We start from the raw sequence: 14,852 nt of genomic DNA on the forward strand, positions 1-14,852 counted from the left end.
TTGTTCGCCCGGATTATCGGGAAAATCAGCGCACTTACAATCCTACAATACATTAACTACAAAAACAACAAGCCCATTGGCAGAGTCAAGTATGCGCTGACTTAATTCCGCCAACGGGTTATATAAGTGTGGCCAACAACCTTTCTGTGGATTGCGATTGCGATTCTTCGCCCGAAGACCCGAAGATGGGAGACATTGGCATCTTGGCTTCGCTCGACCCAGTGGCATTGGATAAGGCTTGCACCGACCTGGTCCGTTCGTCGGAAGACCATGGCAAGATTCATCTGATTGAGCGTATCGACTCGCGTCATGGCATGCATACACTGGATTATGCCGAACAACTGGGCATGGGCAGCCAGAAGTATGAATTGATAAGACTGGATTGATTGGATGATAGATAAGGGAGGTCTGCCGTTGTAAACGGGCAGACCGGATGGAAAGCGCAGGACCTGTGAGGCCTTTTCCCCACCGGGGAGGGACAAAGAAACAGGATTCCTGCGCTTGTTTGTGTCGGAGCGGAGAGTGAGCCTGACGTTTTATTATTAAATAATCAAAATATTGCTTTCTCTTGTGGTTCGTTTGAAAAATTTTCCTATATTTGCAGTGTCGCTTGCTTACATTTTGTAGGGGCGGCAGCGAACGTTAATCCAGTGCGTAACTTAAAACGTAATATCATGAACATTGAACGAATCATGGCCTCTCTGGAGGCTAAGCATCCCGGTGAATCCGAGTACCTGCAGGCAGTGAGAGAAGTCCTCCTTTCCATCGAGGAAGTCTACAACCAGCATCCTGAGTTTGAGAAAGCCAAAATCATCGAGCGTTTGGTAGAACCCGACCGTATTTTCACTTTCCGTGTGACGTGGGTGGATGATAAGGGCGAAGTGCAGACGAACTTAGGTTATCGCGTGCAGTTTAACAACGCCATTGGCCCGTATAAGGGCGGTATCCGTTTCCATGCATCTGTCAATCTTTCCATCTTGAAGTTCTTGGGCTTTGAGCAGACTTTCAAGAATGCGCTTACCACTTTGCCGATGGGCGGTGGCAAGGGCGGTTCCGATTTCTCGCCCCGTGGCAAGAGCGATGCCGAAATCATGCGCTTCTGCCAGGCCTTTATCCTTGAATTGTGGCGCCATCTGGGGCCTGATATGGATGTTCCTGCCGGTGACATCGGTGTCGGTGGTCGCGAAGTAGGCTACATGTTTGGTATGTATAAGAAACTGACGCGTGAGTTTACGGGTACTTTCACTGGCAAGGGACTGGAATTCGGCGGTTCGCTCATCCGTCCTGAGGCTACGGGCTTCGGTGGTCTGTATTTCGTCAACCAGATGTTGCAGACCAAAGGCATCGACATCAAGGGCAAGACGGTGGCTATCTCCGGTTTTGGCAATGTTGCATGGGGAGCTGCTACCAAGGCTACGCAGTTGGGTGCCAAGGTGGTTACTATCTCCGGTCCTGACGGTTACGTTTACGATCCGGATGGCATCAGTGGCGAGAAGATTGACTACATGCTGGAACTCCGTGCATCGGGCAATGATATTGTGGAACCTTACGTTGAACAGTTCCCCGGTGCTACATTCGTTCCCGGCAAGCGTCCGTGGGAAGTGAAGGTCGACATTGCCCTGCCTTGTGCTACCCAGAATGAACTGAACGGTGAAGATGCACAGCATCTGATAGATAACAATGTGCTTTGCGTAGGCGAAATCTCCAACATGGGATGTACGCCTGAGGCTATTGACCTCTTTATTGAGCATAAGATGATGTATGCGCCGGGCAAGGCGGTCAATGCGGGTGGTGTAGCTACCAGCGGACTGGAGATGAGCCAGAATGCCATGCATATCAGCTGGAGTGCCGAAGAGGTGGACCAGCGCCTGCACGGTATCATGCACGCTATTCATGCTCAATGCGTAAAATATGGAACAGAACCCGATGGCTACATCAATTACGTGAAGGGCGCCAACATTGCCGGCTTCATGAAAGTGGCACATGCCATGATGGGCCAGGGAGTCATTTGAATCGAGACGTAAACTTTGTTTAGTTGTATTTGTATTTGTGGTTTATGCCGCTCGCGCCTGCGAAGGTAACGGGCGGTTTTTTTTATTCTTCACTCGTTGGAAAATTTAAACGGGCTCTAAAAGAAAGAAAATTGAAACAGGAACTATAGTTTCATGTCTTTTGTTTCCGGACATTATTGCTACCTTTGCTGCGGTAAAATGAGGGTAGGAGTGAACTCCCTCTAAATCATCAGATGATTTATATCAAACGCAGAGACACAAAGCCACAAAGGTCCGTAACTTTCTGTCGGAAAGATGACGGGGGAGTCTACGGAGTCCGCGGCTTCGCTGCACACGAAGGAGGAGAATAACTCTGTGAGCCGTGGACAAGAAAACAAAAACTCTGTGACTCCGTGTCTCTGTGTTTAGTATCACTTAAATAGGCACATTAATACTTAACAAGAGACTTATGCTACAACCGGAATTAAAACTGAGACGCGACAAGATACGCGCTCTGATGGCTCAGCAAGGCATCGAAGCTGCCATTATTACTTGCAACGTGAACCTGGTTTATACCTGTGGCCGTGTTATCAGCGGCTATCTGTATCTGCCCTTGAATGCACCGGCTCTGGTGTTTGTCAAACGGCCCAATAACCTGGTAGGCGAATATGTGCATCCTGTCCGCAAGCCGGAGCAACTGCCCGATTTGCTGAAGGAATATGGCTTGCCTCTGCCTTCTAAGCTGATGCTCGAAGGCGATGAACTGTCTTTTAATGAATACAGGCGTTTGGCTGCCTGCTTCCCCGATTCGGAGGTATTGCCCTGTGGCACGGAACTGATTCGCCGTGCCCGTAGTGTGAAGACGACTATGGAATTGGAACTGTTCCGGCGTTCGGGGACGGCCCATGCCCGTGCATACGCGCAGATTCCTTCGGTTTACCGTTTGGGCATGACCGACCGGCAGTTTTCTATCGAAATAGAGAGACTGATGCGTCTGGAGGGGTGTCTGGGCATCTTCCGTGTCTTTGGCCGCAGCATGGAAATATTCATGGGTAGCGTGTTGGCAGGAGATAATGCTGCGGCTCCCAGTCCATACGATTTTGCCTTGGGCGGACAAGGACTTGACCCTTCCATACCGGGCGGTGCCAACGGTACATTGTTGCAGGCCGGGCAGAGCATTATGGTAGATTTGGGAGGTAATTTCTATGGATATATGGGAGATATGAGCCGTGTCTATTCGGTAGGCCGGTTGCCACAGAAGGCTTATGACGCTCATCAGGTTTGTCTGGAGGTGCAGACTGAAGTCGCTGCCATGGCCAAACCGGGCGTGGTGTGTGAGGACCTTTATAACAAAGCCATCGATATAGTGGGAAAAGCCGGTTTTGCAGACTACTTTATGGGAATTGACCAGAAAGCCAAGTTTGTGGGACATGGTATTGGCTTGGAAATCAACGAAGCTCCAGTGCTGGCACCTCGCATTCGCCAGGAATTGGAACCCGGCATGGTTTTCGCTCTTGAACCTAAAATCGTGTTACCGGAGATTGGTCCTGTCGGCATTGAAAACTCTTGGGCTGTTACTGCCGAAGGGGTAGAGAAGTTGACATTGGCACCGGAAGAAATCATAGAACTTTAGAAATGAAGAATGAGGAATGAAGAAGAATAGGCATAAGGAGAACGTGGCAGGAGATGTACCACAAGGCATGTGCCGTTTTCTTTATTCTTTATTCTTCATTCCTCATTTTACTGTCCTTCATAATATTCCCCCAGATAATACCTGGCTACAAAATCCCAATTATTTTGCAACAGATTCTTTCCATTGGGGAAGGGGAAGCGCACGTCGGGCAGCAGGCCGGTGGTCATACCCAGTTTCAGTAAATCGAAGGGGCAGCGGCCGGGCTGGCAGAAAAGCTGGTAGCCTTCTTCGGTAGCACGTTGAGGGTTATAGAAGGGATTATGTCCGTCACAGAAATAAGCAGCCACATCGTGTGCCAGCAGCATACCTTTTGCATTGGCGAAAATGACAAATTCCCGTTTGTCGGCCAGGTCAGGCAGTAAGGCAGAGGGTTTGCCTTCCCAGCCCAACACGCCGGTAAAGAAGCGGTACAGTTCCGGATAGTCGGAGAAGTACAGCAACGGATGTCCTCCCGTATGCTCCAGGCATCGCAGCGCGTTGCGGTTCATATCTGCCGTGGGGATAACCGGAGGAAGAGGAGTGCTTTCGGTGAGCAGTTCTTCTGTGCCTCTTACCCACGTGGCAGACGGTGTTTCGTTGACAGGTGCCTCTTCAAACGAGGCATCCATCAGGTCGTATGCTGTTCCGGTCAATACGGACAGCCGTTCGTCTTCCGGGTTAAACAGTTGGTAGTCATCGGGCTGCCGGCGGGCAGGATAAGCCAACAAGGTCCATAGCACCAAGGCTACATCTTCCGGATTGATTTCATCGTCTGCATACGTGCTGCCGGTCTGGTAGAAAGGCAGTGGGTTTCCGTAGCGGGAGCGATACAGATGGGTGAAGTGTTTCCATCCTCCCTTCTGGGCAATAGCATCCTGGAAATACTGTGTCAGGGCGATAATGGCCTTCTCTTGTATGTCCGTACTGCTGTGCTTGAACAGGGCGGAGTGTTTGACTGGCGGCAAGAGCAGAGAAGCGAAGTCCAAGTACCACTTGTCGCTGGGAAGGGCCTGCTTCCGTCCGTTGGCTTTCAGCCAGGCATTAAGGGGAATATTCATATCAGAGTCTTTTAAGTGCCAGCTTGATGACCTTTTCCACGGGGGCGGTCGGTTCTTCTTTCAGTATGGCCAGTACGACCTTCTGCGAGGGACCTTGTGCGAAGCCCAGCATGGTCAGTGCAGCCACGGCTTCGTCCGTTACCTCGGTGTTGATTGCCGCATCGGCAGTCGGTCCGTTTCCTGCGGTGGCAGCCACCAGCGTATCAGTCTTTATTTTGTCTTTCAAGTCTACAATGATACGTTGGGCTGTTTTCAGGCCGATGCCCTTTACGGTTTTCAGCAGGTTGGCGTTCTCACTGCTGATGACGCTGATGAGTTCGTTGGGAGTAAGGGCAGAAAGAATCATGCGGGCCGTGTTGCCTCCAATGCCCGACACGGAAATAAGCAGCAAAAACAGTTCGCGTTCCTGCTGGTCGGCAAAGCCGTAGAGTACATACGCATCTTCGCGGATGGACTCGTAAATGTAGAGCTTGCACGATTCTTTTCCTTGAATGGCCGAATAGGTGTTGAGTGATATGTTGGCCGCGTAACCCACTCCGTGGCAGTCAATGACGGCCATGGCCGGGGTCAGTTCGGCAAGCTCACCTTTGAGATATTCTATCATAGAGTCTAAATAATAATAGCGACCGGAGAAGCGGCAGTAATAATCAACGGTTCATGTGCGGGACAGGCATTTGTGGGTGCAGTCCGTCGTCCGTCTGTCATTGACTGTCGGTTATGGTTTGCTCCGCGTGCTGTTTTTGCATTTCACCGCGAAGATACGTAATCTTTTTGAAACATCATAATCTAAAAAAAGAAAAAACAAGTAAAGGAAGAGAGCATGTTGGTGGTGTTTTGCGGAGAAATGCTTAATTTTGCGCCCGAAACAAAGAAATGTGACATATTAAATCCATAAAAGTATGAAAAAAGTAAGAGCTGCCATTGTTGGTTATGGCAACATCGGGCACTATGTGCTCCAGGCTTTGCAGGCTGCCCCCGACTTCGAAATTGCCGGTGTGGTGCGTCGTGCCGGTGCCGAAAACCGTCCTGCCGAATTGAATGAATATCAGGTTGTAAAGCATATCAGCGAATTGACCGATGTCGATGTAGCCATTCTCTGTACGCCTACCCGCAAGGTAGAGGAGTATGCCAAGGAAATTCTGGCTATGGGCATTCACACGGTCGACAGTTTCGACATCCATACGGATATTCCTGCCCTGCGCCGTACGCTGAACGAGGTAGCTAAGGCTCACAACACGGTTTCGGTCATCTCTGCCGGTTGGGATCCGGGGAGTGATTCTGTCGTACGTACTTTGCTTGAGGCTATTGCTCCCAAAGGAATTACCTATACGAACTTTGGTCCGGGCATGAGCATGGGACATACGGTGGCTGTCAAGGCGGTGCCGGGTGTCAAGGCTGCCCTTTCGATGACCATTCCTGTGGGTACGGGCATACACCGCCGCATGGTCTACATTGAGGTGGAAGACGGTTATGACTTCAATCAGGTGGCTGCTGCCATCAAGGCCGACCCCTACTTTGTAAACGACGAGACGCACGTGAAGCAGGTGCCCAGCGTAGATGCGCTGCTCGACATGGGGCATGGAGTGAATTTGACGCGCAAAGGTGTGTCCGGCAAGACGCAGAACCAGTTGTTTGAGTTCAATATGCGCATCAACAATCCTGCGCTGACGGCTCAGGTGCTGGTGTGCGTGGCACGTGCTGCCATGCGTCAGCAGCCCGGTTGCTACACCATGATTGAGGTGCCTGTCATCGACTTGCTGCCGGGTGAGCGCGACGAGTGGATCGGGCATTTGGTGTAACTTCACTGTAAGAGCTTGTTTAAATTTTGCTCAGCCTGATAGGCAATAAAAGAAGAGCGGACAAGGATGGTAAAACATCTTTCGTCCGCTCTTTTCGTTGGTCGGTCAGCGGGATTGCTGACTTATTCCGGCAGTCGGTTCCCAACGCTCTGGAGCTGATTTCCCAAGCGCTTGGAAGCAGGCTTCTGAGCGCTTGGTGGCGCACTGCCAAGCGCTTGGACAATCGGCGCGAAGGAGCATTGACAATCCGTGGCATGGGATACGGATGCCCATGCCGCCGGCTGTCACAACTGGCTCTTATAGATTCTTGCCATGGCCTTCTGGTACTGGTTCTCCAGTTGCAGCAGATTGGCTTTGCTTTGGTAGACCACAGATACTTCTACGAAGTATTCTATCATGCTGATTTCACCACCCTCTAAGGCTTTGCGCAGAAGGGCCAGGTCGCGTTGGCGGGCAAAGGTGTCTTGGTATTCTTGGATGGATTGTTGCAGCTGGGAGGCTTCTTCGTATAATTGCCACAGGGCCGACGAGGCTTGCATCCGGGCGTTCTCCTGCAGGTAGTCGGTGCTCAGAGCCAGGCTCTTGGCAGCTTTCACCTTGTGCCGGTTCTCGAAGAGGGGGAAAGAAAACCCCACTACAATGCCGTTGAGCGGGTGCCGCGTCTCGGTGTTGCGGCGGTAGCCTACTTCAAGGTTGGGTAGCCACCCCTGCCTGCTGGCGGATATTTGTTTGCGGGCAGCTTCGCTCTCGCCTTGCAGTGCCTTCAGGGTGGGATCAGCAGCCAGCAGTTGGTCGAGCAGGGAGGCGAAGTCGGCAGGCAGGGCGATAGGCGTATAGGTGGTCAGCCCCAGAGCGGCAGGGCCTGCGGTAGCCGGTTCGGGCTGAGGGCGTCCGGGTGCCAGCGGCTGGTTGCCGTTCAACACGGTGAGCTCTTTCAGTTTGGCTTGCAGGGCGGTGGCGTTAAGTCGGCTCTCGGTGCGTACATTCAGCAGTTCTAAGTTTATTTTGTTTGTTTCCAGTGCATTGGCATCACCGGTCCTCAGACGTTCAGCATACATCTGTGCCAGTTCTTCGGCATTGCGCAGGCGTTCGTCCAACAGTTGTTGTTGGCCGTGCAGCTGGATGATGTCCAAGCATACTTCCTTGGCTTGCAGCAGAATGTCTTGGCGCAGGGCGTTGGCTTGTGCGTCGAGGGCGGCGTTTTTCAGCCGGTTCACCCGGTTGCGGGTAGCGTAGAGGCTGGGGAAGTCGAAGCTCTGCGAGATGACGAGTTCTCCCACGGTGATGTTCTTGTCATCGCTGTCCCACAGGTGCGAGTACGACAGCGAGGGGTTGGGCAGGTTGTTCGAAGCCTTGTTCTCCAGTTGTTGCGAGCGTGTCTGCTGGGTGTTGGCCTGCAGTTGCCGGTTATTCATTTCTATTTGTTGCAGGATGTGGTCGATTGCCTCCTGCGCGTGCATCCCGGCCGTCAACAGCAGGGAGGCGATGAGTAGGGTGATATGTTTCATAATGTAAGTAGGGTGAAGCTCTCTGCCCCTCCCCAGCCCTCCCCCGAAGGGGAGGGAGTTGGAAACGGGCGGTTATACATTATATATATTAGTTCTCTATTATCTTGAGTAGCTGTTCATAATTAGTTTATGCTATCATGGAGAATGAGGTGTCTGTCATTCTGAGCGAAGCCCGTAGGGCGTAGTCGAAGAATCTCATTACATGCACTATCCAAGGGAATCGTGTCTTTCGGGAGATGTTTCGACTTCGCTGCGCTCCGCTCAACAAGACAGATATACATCATATAAACTAAATATCAACAACTACTTATACTTATTGATGGGCTTGCGTCCCCTCCCCCTTCGTGGGGAGGCGGGAGGGGGCTTCCATCCACAGATACACTATCGGTATGATGAATCCGTTGAGGAACGTCGATGTGAGCAATCCGCCCAGTATGACCTTGGCCATGGGGCTTTGTATTTCGTTCCCGCTCAGGTCGCTGCCCAGTGCCAGCGGAATCAGTGCCAGTGCCGAGCAAAGGGCTGTCATCAGGATGGGGTTGAGGCGGTCCAGCGAGCCCCGGATGACGCTTTCGTAGACGCCGCATCCTTCTTCGCGCTGCAAGTGCTGGTAGTGGCTGATGAGCAGCATGCCGTTGCGCGTGGCGATGCCGAAGAGCGAGATAAAGCCTATGACGGCCGGTATGCTGACCTCACCCGTGGTGAGCAGCAGGCTGAACACGCCACCGATGAGCGCCAGGGGCAGGTTGATGAGGATGATTCCGGCCTCTTTGGCGCTGCGGAACTGGTGGTAGAGCAGCAGGAAGATGACTACCAGCGCCACGGCCGAGGCAAGTGTGAGTGTGCGGCTGGCTGCCTGCGCGCTTTCAAATTGGCCACCGTATTCCACGTGGTATCCTTCGGGCAGTTGGATGCCGCGGTCGATGCGGGCCTGTATGTCGCTTACCACGCTGCGCAGGTCGCGGCCTTCCACATTGGCGGAGATGACAATCTTGCGTTTCACATTCTCGCGGCTGATGGTGTTGGGGCCTGTCGTCGAGCGTATGTCGGCCACGTAGCTCAGAGGCACTTGTTGCCCGTCACCCGTGTCAATCATCAGGTCGCGCACTTCGTCGATGCGGTCGTGCAGGTCGTGGCGCACGCGCACCGTGAGGTCGAAGCTCTTGCCCTGTTCGTAGACTTGCGACACGGCTTCACCGGCCAGACAGGCGCCGACAAATTCGGCAAAACGGGGCAGGGTGATGCCGTAGCGGGCCAGCATCTCGCGGCGGGGACGGATGGTGAGCTGCGGGCGTTCTATCTGCTGCTCTACGGTAAGGTCGGCTATGCCGGGCACGTCTTGTATCTGCTGCTTGATGTCGTTGCCCAGTTGGAACATGCGGTTCAGGTCATCGCCGAAGAGTTTGATGGCTATGTTGGCCTGTGTACCGCTCAGCATGGCGTCGATGCGGTGGCTGATGGGCTGTCCTATTTCGATGTTGGCACCTGACAGGGTGTTCAGCTTGCGGCGTACCTCTGCCGTCAGCTCGGCACGGCTGCGGTCTGTCAGTTCAAAAGGTGCTTCGATTTCGCTCACATTCACCCCCAGGGCATGTTCGTCCAGTTCGGCGCGTCCTGTCTTGCGCGCCACGGTCTTGATTTCCGGGATGGTCATCAACAACTCTTCGGCACGGTGTCCGATGCTGTCGCTTTCTTCCAGCGAGATGCCGGGCAGTGAAGAGACGTTGATGGTGAACGAGCCTTCGTTGAAGGGAGGCAGGAAGGAGTGGCCGAGCGTAAAGAAGAATCCCAGTGCCACAACAAACACGGCAACCGTGGCAATCACTACCGTGCGGCCGTGGCGGATGGATTTCAGCAAGGCTACTTCGTACACGGATTTCAGCCAGCGGGCCACGGGGGAGTCGGCACCGGAAACATTCGTTGAAGGGACTTTGGCTGCCGTATCGGCAACGGCGTCTCCCGGCCGGTCGTCTTTGCCTTTCAGCAGGTAGGAACACAGCACGGGGGTAACGGTGAGTGCTACTACTGTCGAGGCGGCCAAAGCGGTGATGAAAGCAATACCTAAGGGCACGAGCATACGCCCTTCCATGCCGCTCAGGAAGAACAGAGGCACAAAGCTTACGATGATGATGAGCGTGCTGTTGAGTATGGGCAGGCGTACTTCGCGCGAGGCATCGAACACCACCTGCAGCACGCTGTGCCGCTGCGGAGGCGGGAGCTGGCGGTTTTCGTGCAGGCGGCGGTAGACGTTCTCTACATCGACGATGGCATCGTCCACCAGCGACCCGATGGCGATGGCCATGCCGCCTAAGCTCATGGTGTTGATGCTTAGTCCCATCCAGTGCAGTGTGAGCAGCGAGGCCAGCAGTGAGAGGGGCAGGGTAACGAGTGAGATGACCGTAGTGCGCACGTTGGCCAGGAAAAGGAAGAGGACAACAACCACGAACAGACCGCCTTCGATGAGCGACTTCTGCACGTTGCCGATAGCGCTTTCGATGAAGCGGCTCTGGCGGAAGATGTCGGTGCTGACATGTACGTCGGGCGGCAGGTTCTTGCCCAAGTCGTCCAGTGCGGCTTCTAACTGGTCGGTCAGTTCCAAGGTGCTGGTGTCGGGCTGCTTGGTCACGGTCAGCAACACGGCAGGCCGTCCCTTTTCAGAAGCAGTGCCCAGCCGGGGCAGTTTGGGACCGATGCGCACGTCGGCCACGTCTTCCAGATATACCGGTTTGCCGTTCTGTGTTTTTACTACCGCGCGGCCCATCTGTCCGGCATCGGTGGTCGACAGTAGTCCGCGCACGATGTACTCGTTGCCATACTGGTACAGCACACCGCCGTTGGCATTGATATTCATGCCCCGCGTGGCTTCCAGCACTTCGGTGAGCGTCACGCCGTAGTGGCGCAGGCGTTGCGGGTCCAGTTGAATCTGATATTCCTTGATGTCGCCTCCCAGTACCGCTACCTGTGCCACGCCTCCGGTAGAGAGCAGGCGCGGGCGGATGGTCCAGTCGGCCAGCGTACGCAGGTCAATCATCGAAGTCGAGTCGGCAGTCAATCCCACGATGAGCATTTCGCCCAGTATGGACGATTGCGGTCCCAGCGTGGGCCTTCCTACATTGGGCGGCAGCGATTCGTTCACTACCGACAGCTTTTCGCTTACAATCTGCCGGGCTAAGTAGATGTCTGTATCCCAGTCGAACTCCACCCATACCACCGAGAATCCGTTGGTGCTCGACGAGCGTACGCGCCGCACGCCGGTCGCCCCGTTCACGGCTGTTTCGATGGGGAAGGTGACCAGTTGTTCCACCTCTTCGGTGGCCATTCCGTTGGCTTCGGTCATGATGACCACGGTAGGTGCGTTCAGGTCGGGAAACACGTCCACTTCCGTGTGCATCGCCGTAAAAGTGCCTCCCACCAACAGCAATACCGATGCCACCAGCACCAGGATACGGTTGTGGAGGGAGAAGTGTATAATCTTGTTTAGCATTGGGTTCGTGATTAATGGTTAGTGATTCATAAACAGAAGCATCAATGTTCGTGTGTATGTGCCGGTATGGCATTCGAAGCCGATGCCAGCTTCACCTGATAGGCTCCCCGGGTGACGATGCGGTCGCCGGGTTTTACTCCTTCCAGTATCTGCACACGCTGTCCGTCGTCAGCTCCCACGCTTACCCGTTGTTTCTCGTAGCACTCCGCATCCACCTGGCGGTAGACGAAGAAGCTCCCCTGTTCTTCGGTCAGTGCTGTTTCGGGCACTGCAATTACATTTTGCATCGGTCGGGAGAGCAGGTAGACTTCTACGAATGAGCCGGGCACCACGGCTCCTTTGTTATCGAATTCGAACGTTACGGGCAGGTAATAGCCGTTTTCGTCCGATGCCTTGCCATACGAGAGCAAGCGTCCGTTGAGTTCTTCCAGGTCGTACACCTGTTCGTTGTAGGGCGTGCGGAAGTGTGCCGAGGCAATGTCCGCCAGTTGTCCGTAATACCTTTCCGACACATCGGCCCGCAGAAACAGGCGGCGGTTCTGCGTAATGCTTGCCAGCGGCTGTCCCACGCTTACATAGTCTCCCTCTTTCACCAGCAGATTTTTGACATATCCCGTCATGGGGGCAGTCACTACCTGTCCGTCTCCGCTTTGGTTGCGTGCCACCGCCTCGTAGCTGATGCGGGCGTTCTCATACGTCTGTCGGGCCTGGGCAAATTCTTTTTCGGACACAATCTTGTCGCCTACCAATGCTTTCATGCGCTCATATTCCTTTTGCGCCACTTCGTAAGCCACGCGTGCTTTCTGAACGGGGTCGCCGTCGGCAAGGTTGTCCGACGAGAGTACCACGAGTGGTGAGCCTTTGCTCACGCTCATGCCCTCGATGACGCGGTGGCGGAACGATACGATGCCTGCCACCGGGGCCACGGCCATCCGTTCATCGCCCTGTGCCGCGAGCACCTGGCCGCTTGTCCTGATAACCTGGTGAAAGATGCCGGGTGTGATTTCGCTCACCTCCACGCCGGCTGCCCGTGCCTTTTCGGGGGTCAATACTATTTCGTTGCTTCCTTCCTTTGTTTCCGTGCCGTGGTCGTGTCCGTCGTGCTCCGGTCCCTCAGCCTCATGGTCATGTTGTTCTGTGGCATGGTCATGCTCGTCGTGTCCCTTGTCGGCTTTGTTGTTGCAGGCGCCGAGCAGGAAGAGGCCCAGCGTCCCGATGATGAATACTTTTTTCATATTCTGGATGTTATTGTAAGTAATCAGTTAGATATAGTTTTATATGAAACACAGAGGCACAGAGCCGCATAGCTCCGTAACCGTGGAGACTGGTTCAACAGACAACAAAACTCTGTGAGTCTGTGTCTCCATGTTTTGTATTTTCCATTCTGGTGGAAATATACGCTTGGGATGCTGCAAAGTTACAGCCTTCCTGCTGCAACCGGGTTGCAAGTTGTTTCAGAAAAGGGTAGAGGGAGGGGCACGAAGACCTGCGGCACGCATGATGAGCGTGCTGTGAAGTGATTCTATATAATAAGGTATACGTTTTTTCTTCCATCGGTTGGGGGCAGGCAGGTCAACCGACAAGGCGGCAAGGCAAGCAGGCAGGAAGCAGGGAGTCCCGTGGGGAGTGGGGTGCATCCACCCGGTATCTGTGTCAGAGCGCTGCTGGAAGAAATGGGTGGTGATGCAGCCCGTGTGGCAACAGCAGTGTTCCTGTTCTTGTCCGGACTTTTCCACAGGCTTTTCGCAACAGGTATCGCTGATGTCATTCTTCATGCACAGCAGTCCGTCGGTGTGGTGGTGATGAGGTGCAACGGGCACGCCCAGCATAATCATGCTGACCACCAGCAAAAGGTATGCTATGCGCCGTTGTAATTTCATCTTTCTGCCTTTTTTCTGTGAATCTGATTGGGTTGCAAAGATAGAAGATAGGTATGAATTTACCAAACAGGATGCTGCAAAATAGTAAAAAAGCCAAATTTTCCAGCCTCGCACGTTTGCCTCTTTCCAGCCTCGCACGATCGGCAACCTTGAAGAGGTTGAACTATGGGTAACCGCTGGTGGCTCCCCGAAGGGGAACACCTGCGGATTATCTCATCCTCTTTTTCTCACGTCGACCTTTTGACTATTTCATTTTCATTAAGGTATAGTCTGTCATCCCGAGCGCAGTCGAGGGATCTCAAGACACGTTCCTGTAGATTTAGTGGGATGGCTCGACTTCGCTCGCCATGACAGAATGATAGCAGCTGATAGGTTTTCGGACAGCCTGGGGGGATATAAAAGTGTATATAAAAAAAGAGGGAAAATTTAGGAAAACGCTACATCTCTTCGTAAGAGATGTACCACGGTGCAAAGTTAGGCAAAATATTGGTTAGAACAACTTCTAGGACATTTAAAAATCAAATTCTGTTTATTTTTTTGTTTGTTTTTGTTTAGCATGTTTTACTTCCCCTTCTTTCAAGTGTTTCCTTATTGACTGTTTTTCAATCTATTATATGGTTAAATACATCTCTTACGAAGAGATGTACCGCTATGAAACGTTCCGTTTGGCAATATGGCAAATAAACGTTTGACATACCGGAGCCAATCCCGAACTTTAGCGGGATTACTTGTAACTGATTGGAGGACAGAACGATATATCTCCGTTCAGGACTAGGAATTTTGCGAATACCTTTAAAATCCCCCGTATGCCTTCCTCCAGTTGGTTTGTACTCCGCGACCTGAAGCGTCCCAACGCCAAGCTTCCCGCTTACCGTTTTCTGTCCGCCGAGGGTCTTGAGGTATTCACCCCCATGACTTGGCGTCTTTCCGTCCGTGGCGGCAAGCGCGTCCGCGAGGAGCGTCCGTTCCTTCCGGACCTGTTGTTTGTTCATTCCACGCGCGAGGCCCTCGACCCCTACGTGGAGGAACTTTCCACGCTCCAGTACCGTTACGTTCGCGGTGGCTACTGCCGTCCGATGGTGGTGGGCGACGCCGAGATGGAGCGTTTCATCCGTGCCGTCCGTTCCACGGACTCCCCACGCTATTACCTTCCCGGCGAGCTGACTCCTGCGATGTGCGGTCGCACGGTCCGCATTGTCGGCGGTCCCCTGGACGGTTACGAAGGCCGCCTTCTCTCCGTCCGCGGTTCGAAGGTCCGCCGCCTGCTGGTGGAAATCCCCAACCTGATTACGGCGGGCATTGAGGTGGCCCCGGAATTCATACGGGTGATGGATGTGTCATAGCCCCCTCAACTCCCCCCATGGCCCCCTCAACTCCCCCCGAGGGGGGAGCTTATGACTGAACCATGGGGGAGATTGTCCGAGAACTCTTCCGACACTATCATTCTGTCATCCCGAGCG

At 53.5% G+C, this 14,852-nt stretch carries 10 protein-coding genes and 2 pseudogenes; 6 read left to right on the forward strand and 6 right to left on the reverse strand.

Translation table 11 applies throughout. The annotated features are described in order from the left end of the window. The 4 genes and pseudogenes from B5F34_RS17455 to B5F34_RS16480 form a co-directional block, all read left to right on the forward strand. A pseudogene (locus B5F34_RS17455) lies at positions 1-105 on the forward strand (IS982 family transposase); the annotation flags it as partial. Between the two features lie 14 nt (positions 106-119). Continuing rightward, positions 120-386, forward strand: a pseudogene (locus tag B5F34_RS16470) (DUF362 domain-containing protein); the annotation flags it as partial. A 288-nt stretch (positions 387-674) separates the two neighbouring features. Continuing rightward, complete coding sequence (gene gdhA / locus B5F34_RS16475; RefSeq protein ID WP_087340869.1) at positions 675-2,012, forward strand: NADP-specific glutamate dehydrogenase; 1,338 nt, start codon at positions 675-677, stop codon at positions 2,010-2,012. 448 nt (positions 2,013-2,460) lie between these two features. Then, positions 2,461-3,624, forward strand: a complete 1,164-nt coding sequence (locus B5F34_RS16480; RefSeq protein ID WP_087340870.1) for a Xaa-Pro peptidase family protein — start codon at positions 2,461-2,463, stop codon at positions 3,622-3,624. A gap of 107 nt (positions 3,625-3,731) precedes the next feature. Here B5F34_RS16480 and B5F34_RS16485 read toward each other — a convergent pair whose 3' ends face one another. Next, the gene (locus B5F34_RS16485; protein ID WP_087340871.1) at positions 3,732-4,721 is read right to left on the reverse strand and encodes a DUF3843 family protein; all 990 of its coding nucleotides are present in this window, start codon (positions 4,719-4,721) and stop codon (positions 3,732-3,734) included. Between the two features lies 1 nt (position 4,722). Continuing rightward, complete coding sequence (ruvA, locus tag B5F34_RS16490; protein ID WP_087340872.1) at positions 4,723-5,325, reverse strand: Holliday junction branch migration protein RuvA; 603 nt, start codon at positions 5,323-5,325, stop codon at positions 4,723-4,725. 295 nt (positions 5,326-5,620) lie between these two features. Between ruvA and B5F34_RS16495 the strand changes: the two genes are divergently transcribed. After that, positions 5,621-6,520 carry a diaminopimelate dehydrogenase gene (locus B5F34_RS16495; protein WP_087340873.1) on the forward strand — a complete coding sequence of 300 codons (900 nt, stop codon included), beginning with the start codon at positions 5,621-5,623 and terminating at the stop codon, positions 6,518-6,520. Between the two features lie 284 nt (positions 6,521-6,804). Here B5F34_RS16495 and B5F34_RS16500 read toward each other — a convergent pair whose 3' ends face one another. From B5F34_RS16500 to B5F34_RS16515, 4 genes are all read right to left on the reverse strand, one after another. Continuing rightward, on the reverse strand, positions 6,805-8,028 hold the full coding sequence (locus B5F34_RS16500; RefSeq protein WP_087340874.1) for a TolC family protein: 1,224 nt from the start codon (positions 8,026-8,028) through the stop codon (positions 6,805-6,807). Positions 8,029-8,341: 313 nt separating this feature from the next. Next, on the reverse strand, positions 8,342-11,512 hold the full coding sequence (locus tag B5F34_RS16505) for an efflux RND transporter permease subunit (RefSeq protein WP_087340875.1): 3,171 nt from the start codon (positions 11,510-11,512) through the stop codon (positions 8,342-8,344). A 41-nt stretch (positions 11,513-11,553) separates the two neighbouring features. Beyond that, positions 11,554-12,747, reverse strand: coding sequence for an efflux RND transporter periplasmic adaptor subunit (locus tag B5F34_RS16510; protein WP_087340876.1), 1,194 nt, complete (start codon positions 12,745-12,747; stop codon positions 11,554-11,556). A 219-nt stretch (positions 12,748-12,966) separates the two neighbouring features. Further along, positions 12,967-13,392 (reverse strand): DUF6769 family protein, encoded by a 426-nt coding sequence (locus tag B5F34_RS16515; protein ID WP_087340877.1) that lies wholly within the window; start codon positions 13,390-13,392, stop codon positions 12,967-12,969. Between the two features lie 806 nt (positions 13,393-14,198). Between B5F34_RS16515 and B5F34_RS16520 the strand changes: the two genes are divergently transcribed. Beyond that, positions 14,199-14,735 (forward strand): UpxY family transcription antiterminator, encoded by a 537-nt coding sequence (locus tag B5F34_RS16520; protein WP_087340878.1) that lies wholly within the window; start codon positions 14,199-14,201, stop codon positions 14,733-14,735. Positions 14,736-14,852 lie beyond the last annotated feature (117 nt).

Origin of the sequence: Mediterranea sp. An20, assembly GCF_002160055.1 — a bacterium.
GTDB lineage: Bacteria > Bacteroidota > Bacteroidia > Bacteroidales > Bacteroidaceae > Bacteroides > Bacteroides avicola.

Coding starts and splice junctions, on each gene's coding strand:
- B5F34_RS16520 (WP_087340878.1), top strand. CDS start 14,199: ATGCCTTCCTCCAGTTGGTTTGTACTCCGCGACCTGAAGCGTCCCAAC.
- ruvA (WP_087340872.1), bottom strand. CDS start 5,325: ATGATAGAATATCTCAAAGGTGAGCTTGCCGAACTGACCCCGGCCATG.
- B5F34_RS16510 (WP_087340876.1), bottom strand. CDS start 12,747: ATGAAAAAAGTATTCATCATCGGGACGCTGGGCCTCTTCCTGCTCGGC.
- B5F34_RS16480 (WP_087340870.1), top strand. CDS start 2,461: ATGCTACAACCGGAATTAAAACTGAGACGCGACAAGATACGCGCTCTG.
- B5F34_RS16500 (WP_087340874.1), bottom strand. CDS start 8,028: ATGAAACATATCACCCTACTCATCGCCTCCCTGCTGTTGACGGCCGGG.
- B5F34_RS16505 (WP_087340875.1), bottom strand. CDS start 11,512: ATGCTAAACAAGATTATACACTTCTCCCTCCACAACCGTATCCTGGTG.
- gdhA (WP_087340869.1), top strand. CDS start 675: ATGAACATTGAACGAATCATGGCCTCTCTGGAGGCTAAGCATCCCGGT.
- B5F34_RS16485 (WP_087340871.1), bottom strand. CDS start 4,721: ATGAATATTCCCCTTAATGCCTGGCTGAAAGCCAACGGACGGAAGCAG.
- B5F34_RS16515 (WP_087340877.1), bottom strand. CDS start 13,392: ATGAAATTACAACGGCGCATAGCATACCTTTTGCTGGTGGTCAGCATG.
- B5F34_RS16495 (WP_087340873.1), top strand. CDS start 5,621: ATGAAAAAAGTAAGAGCTGCCATTGTTGGTTATGGCAACATCGGGCAC.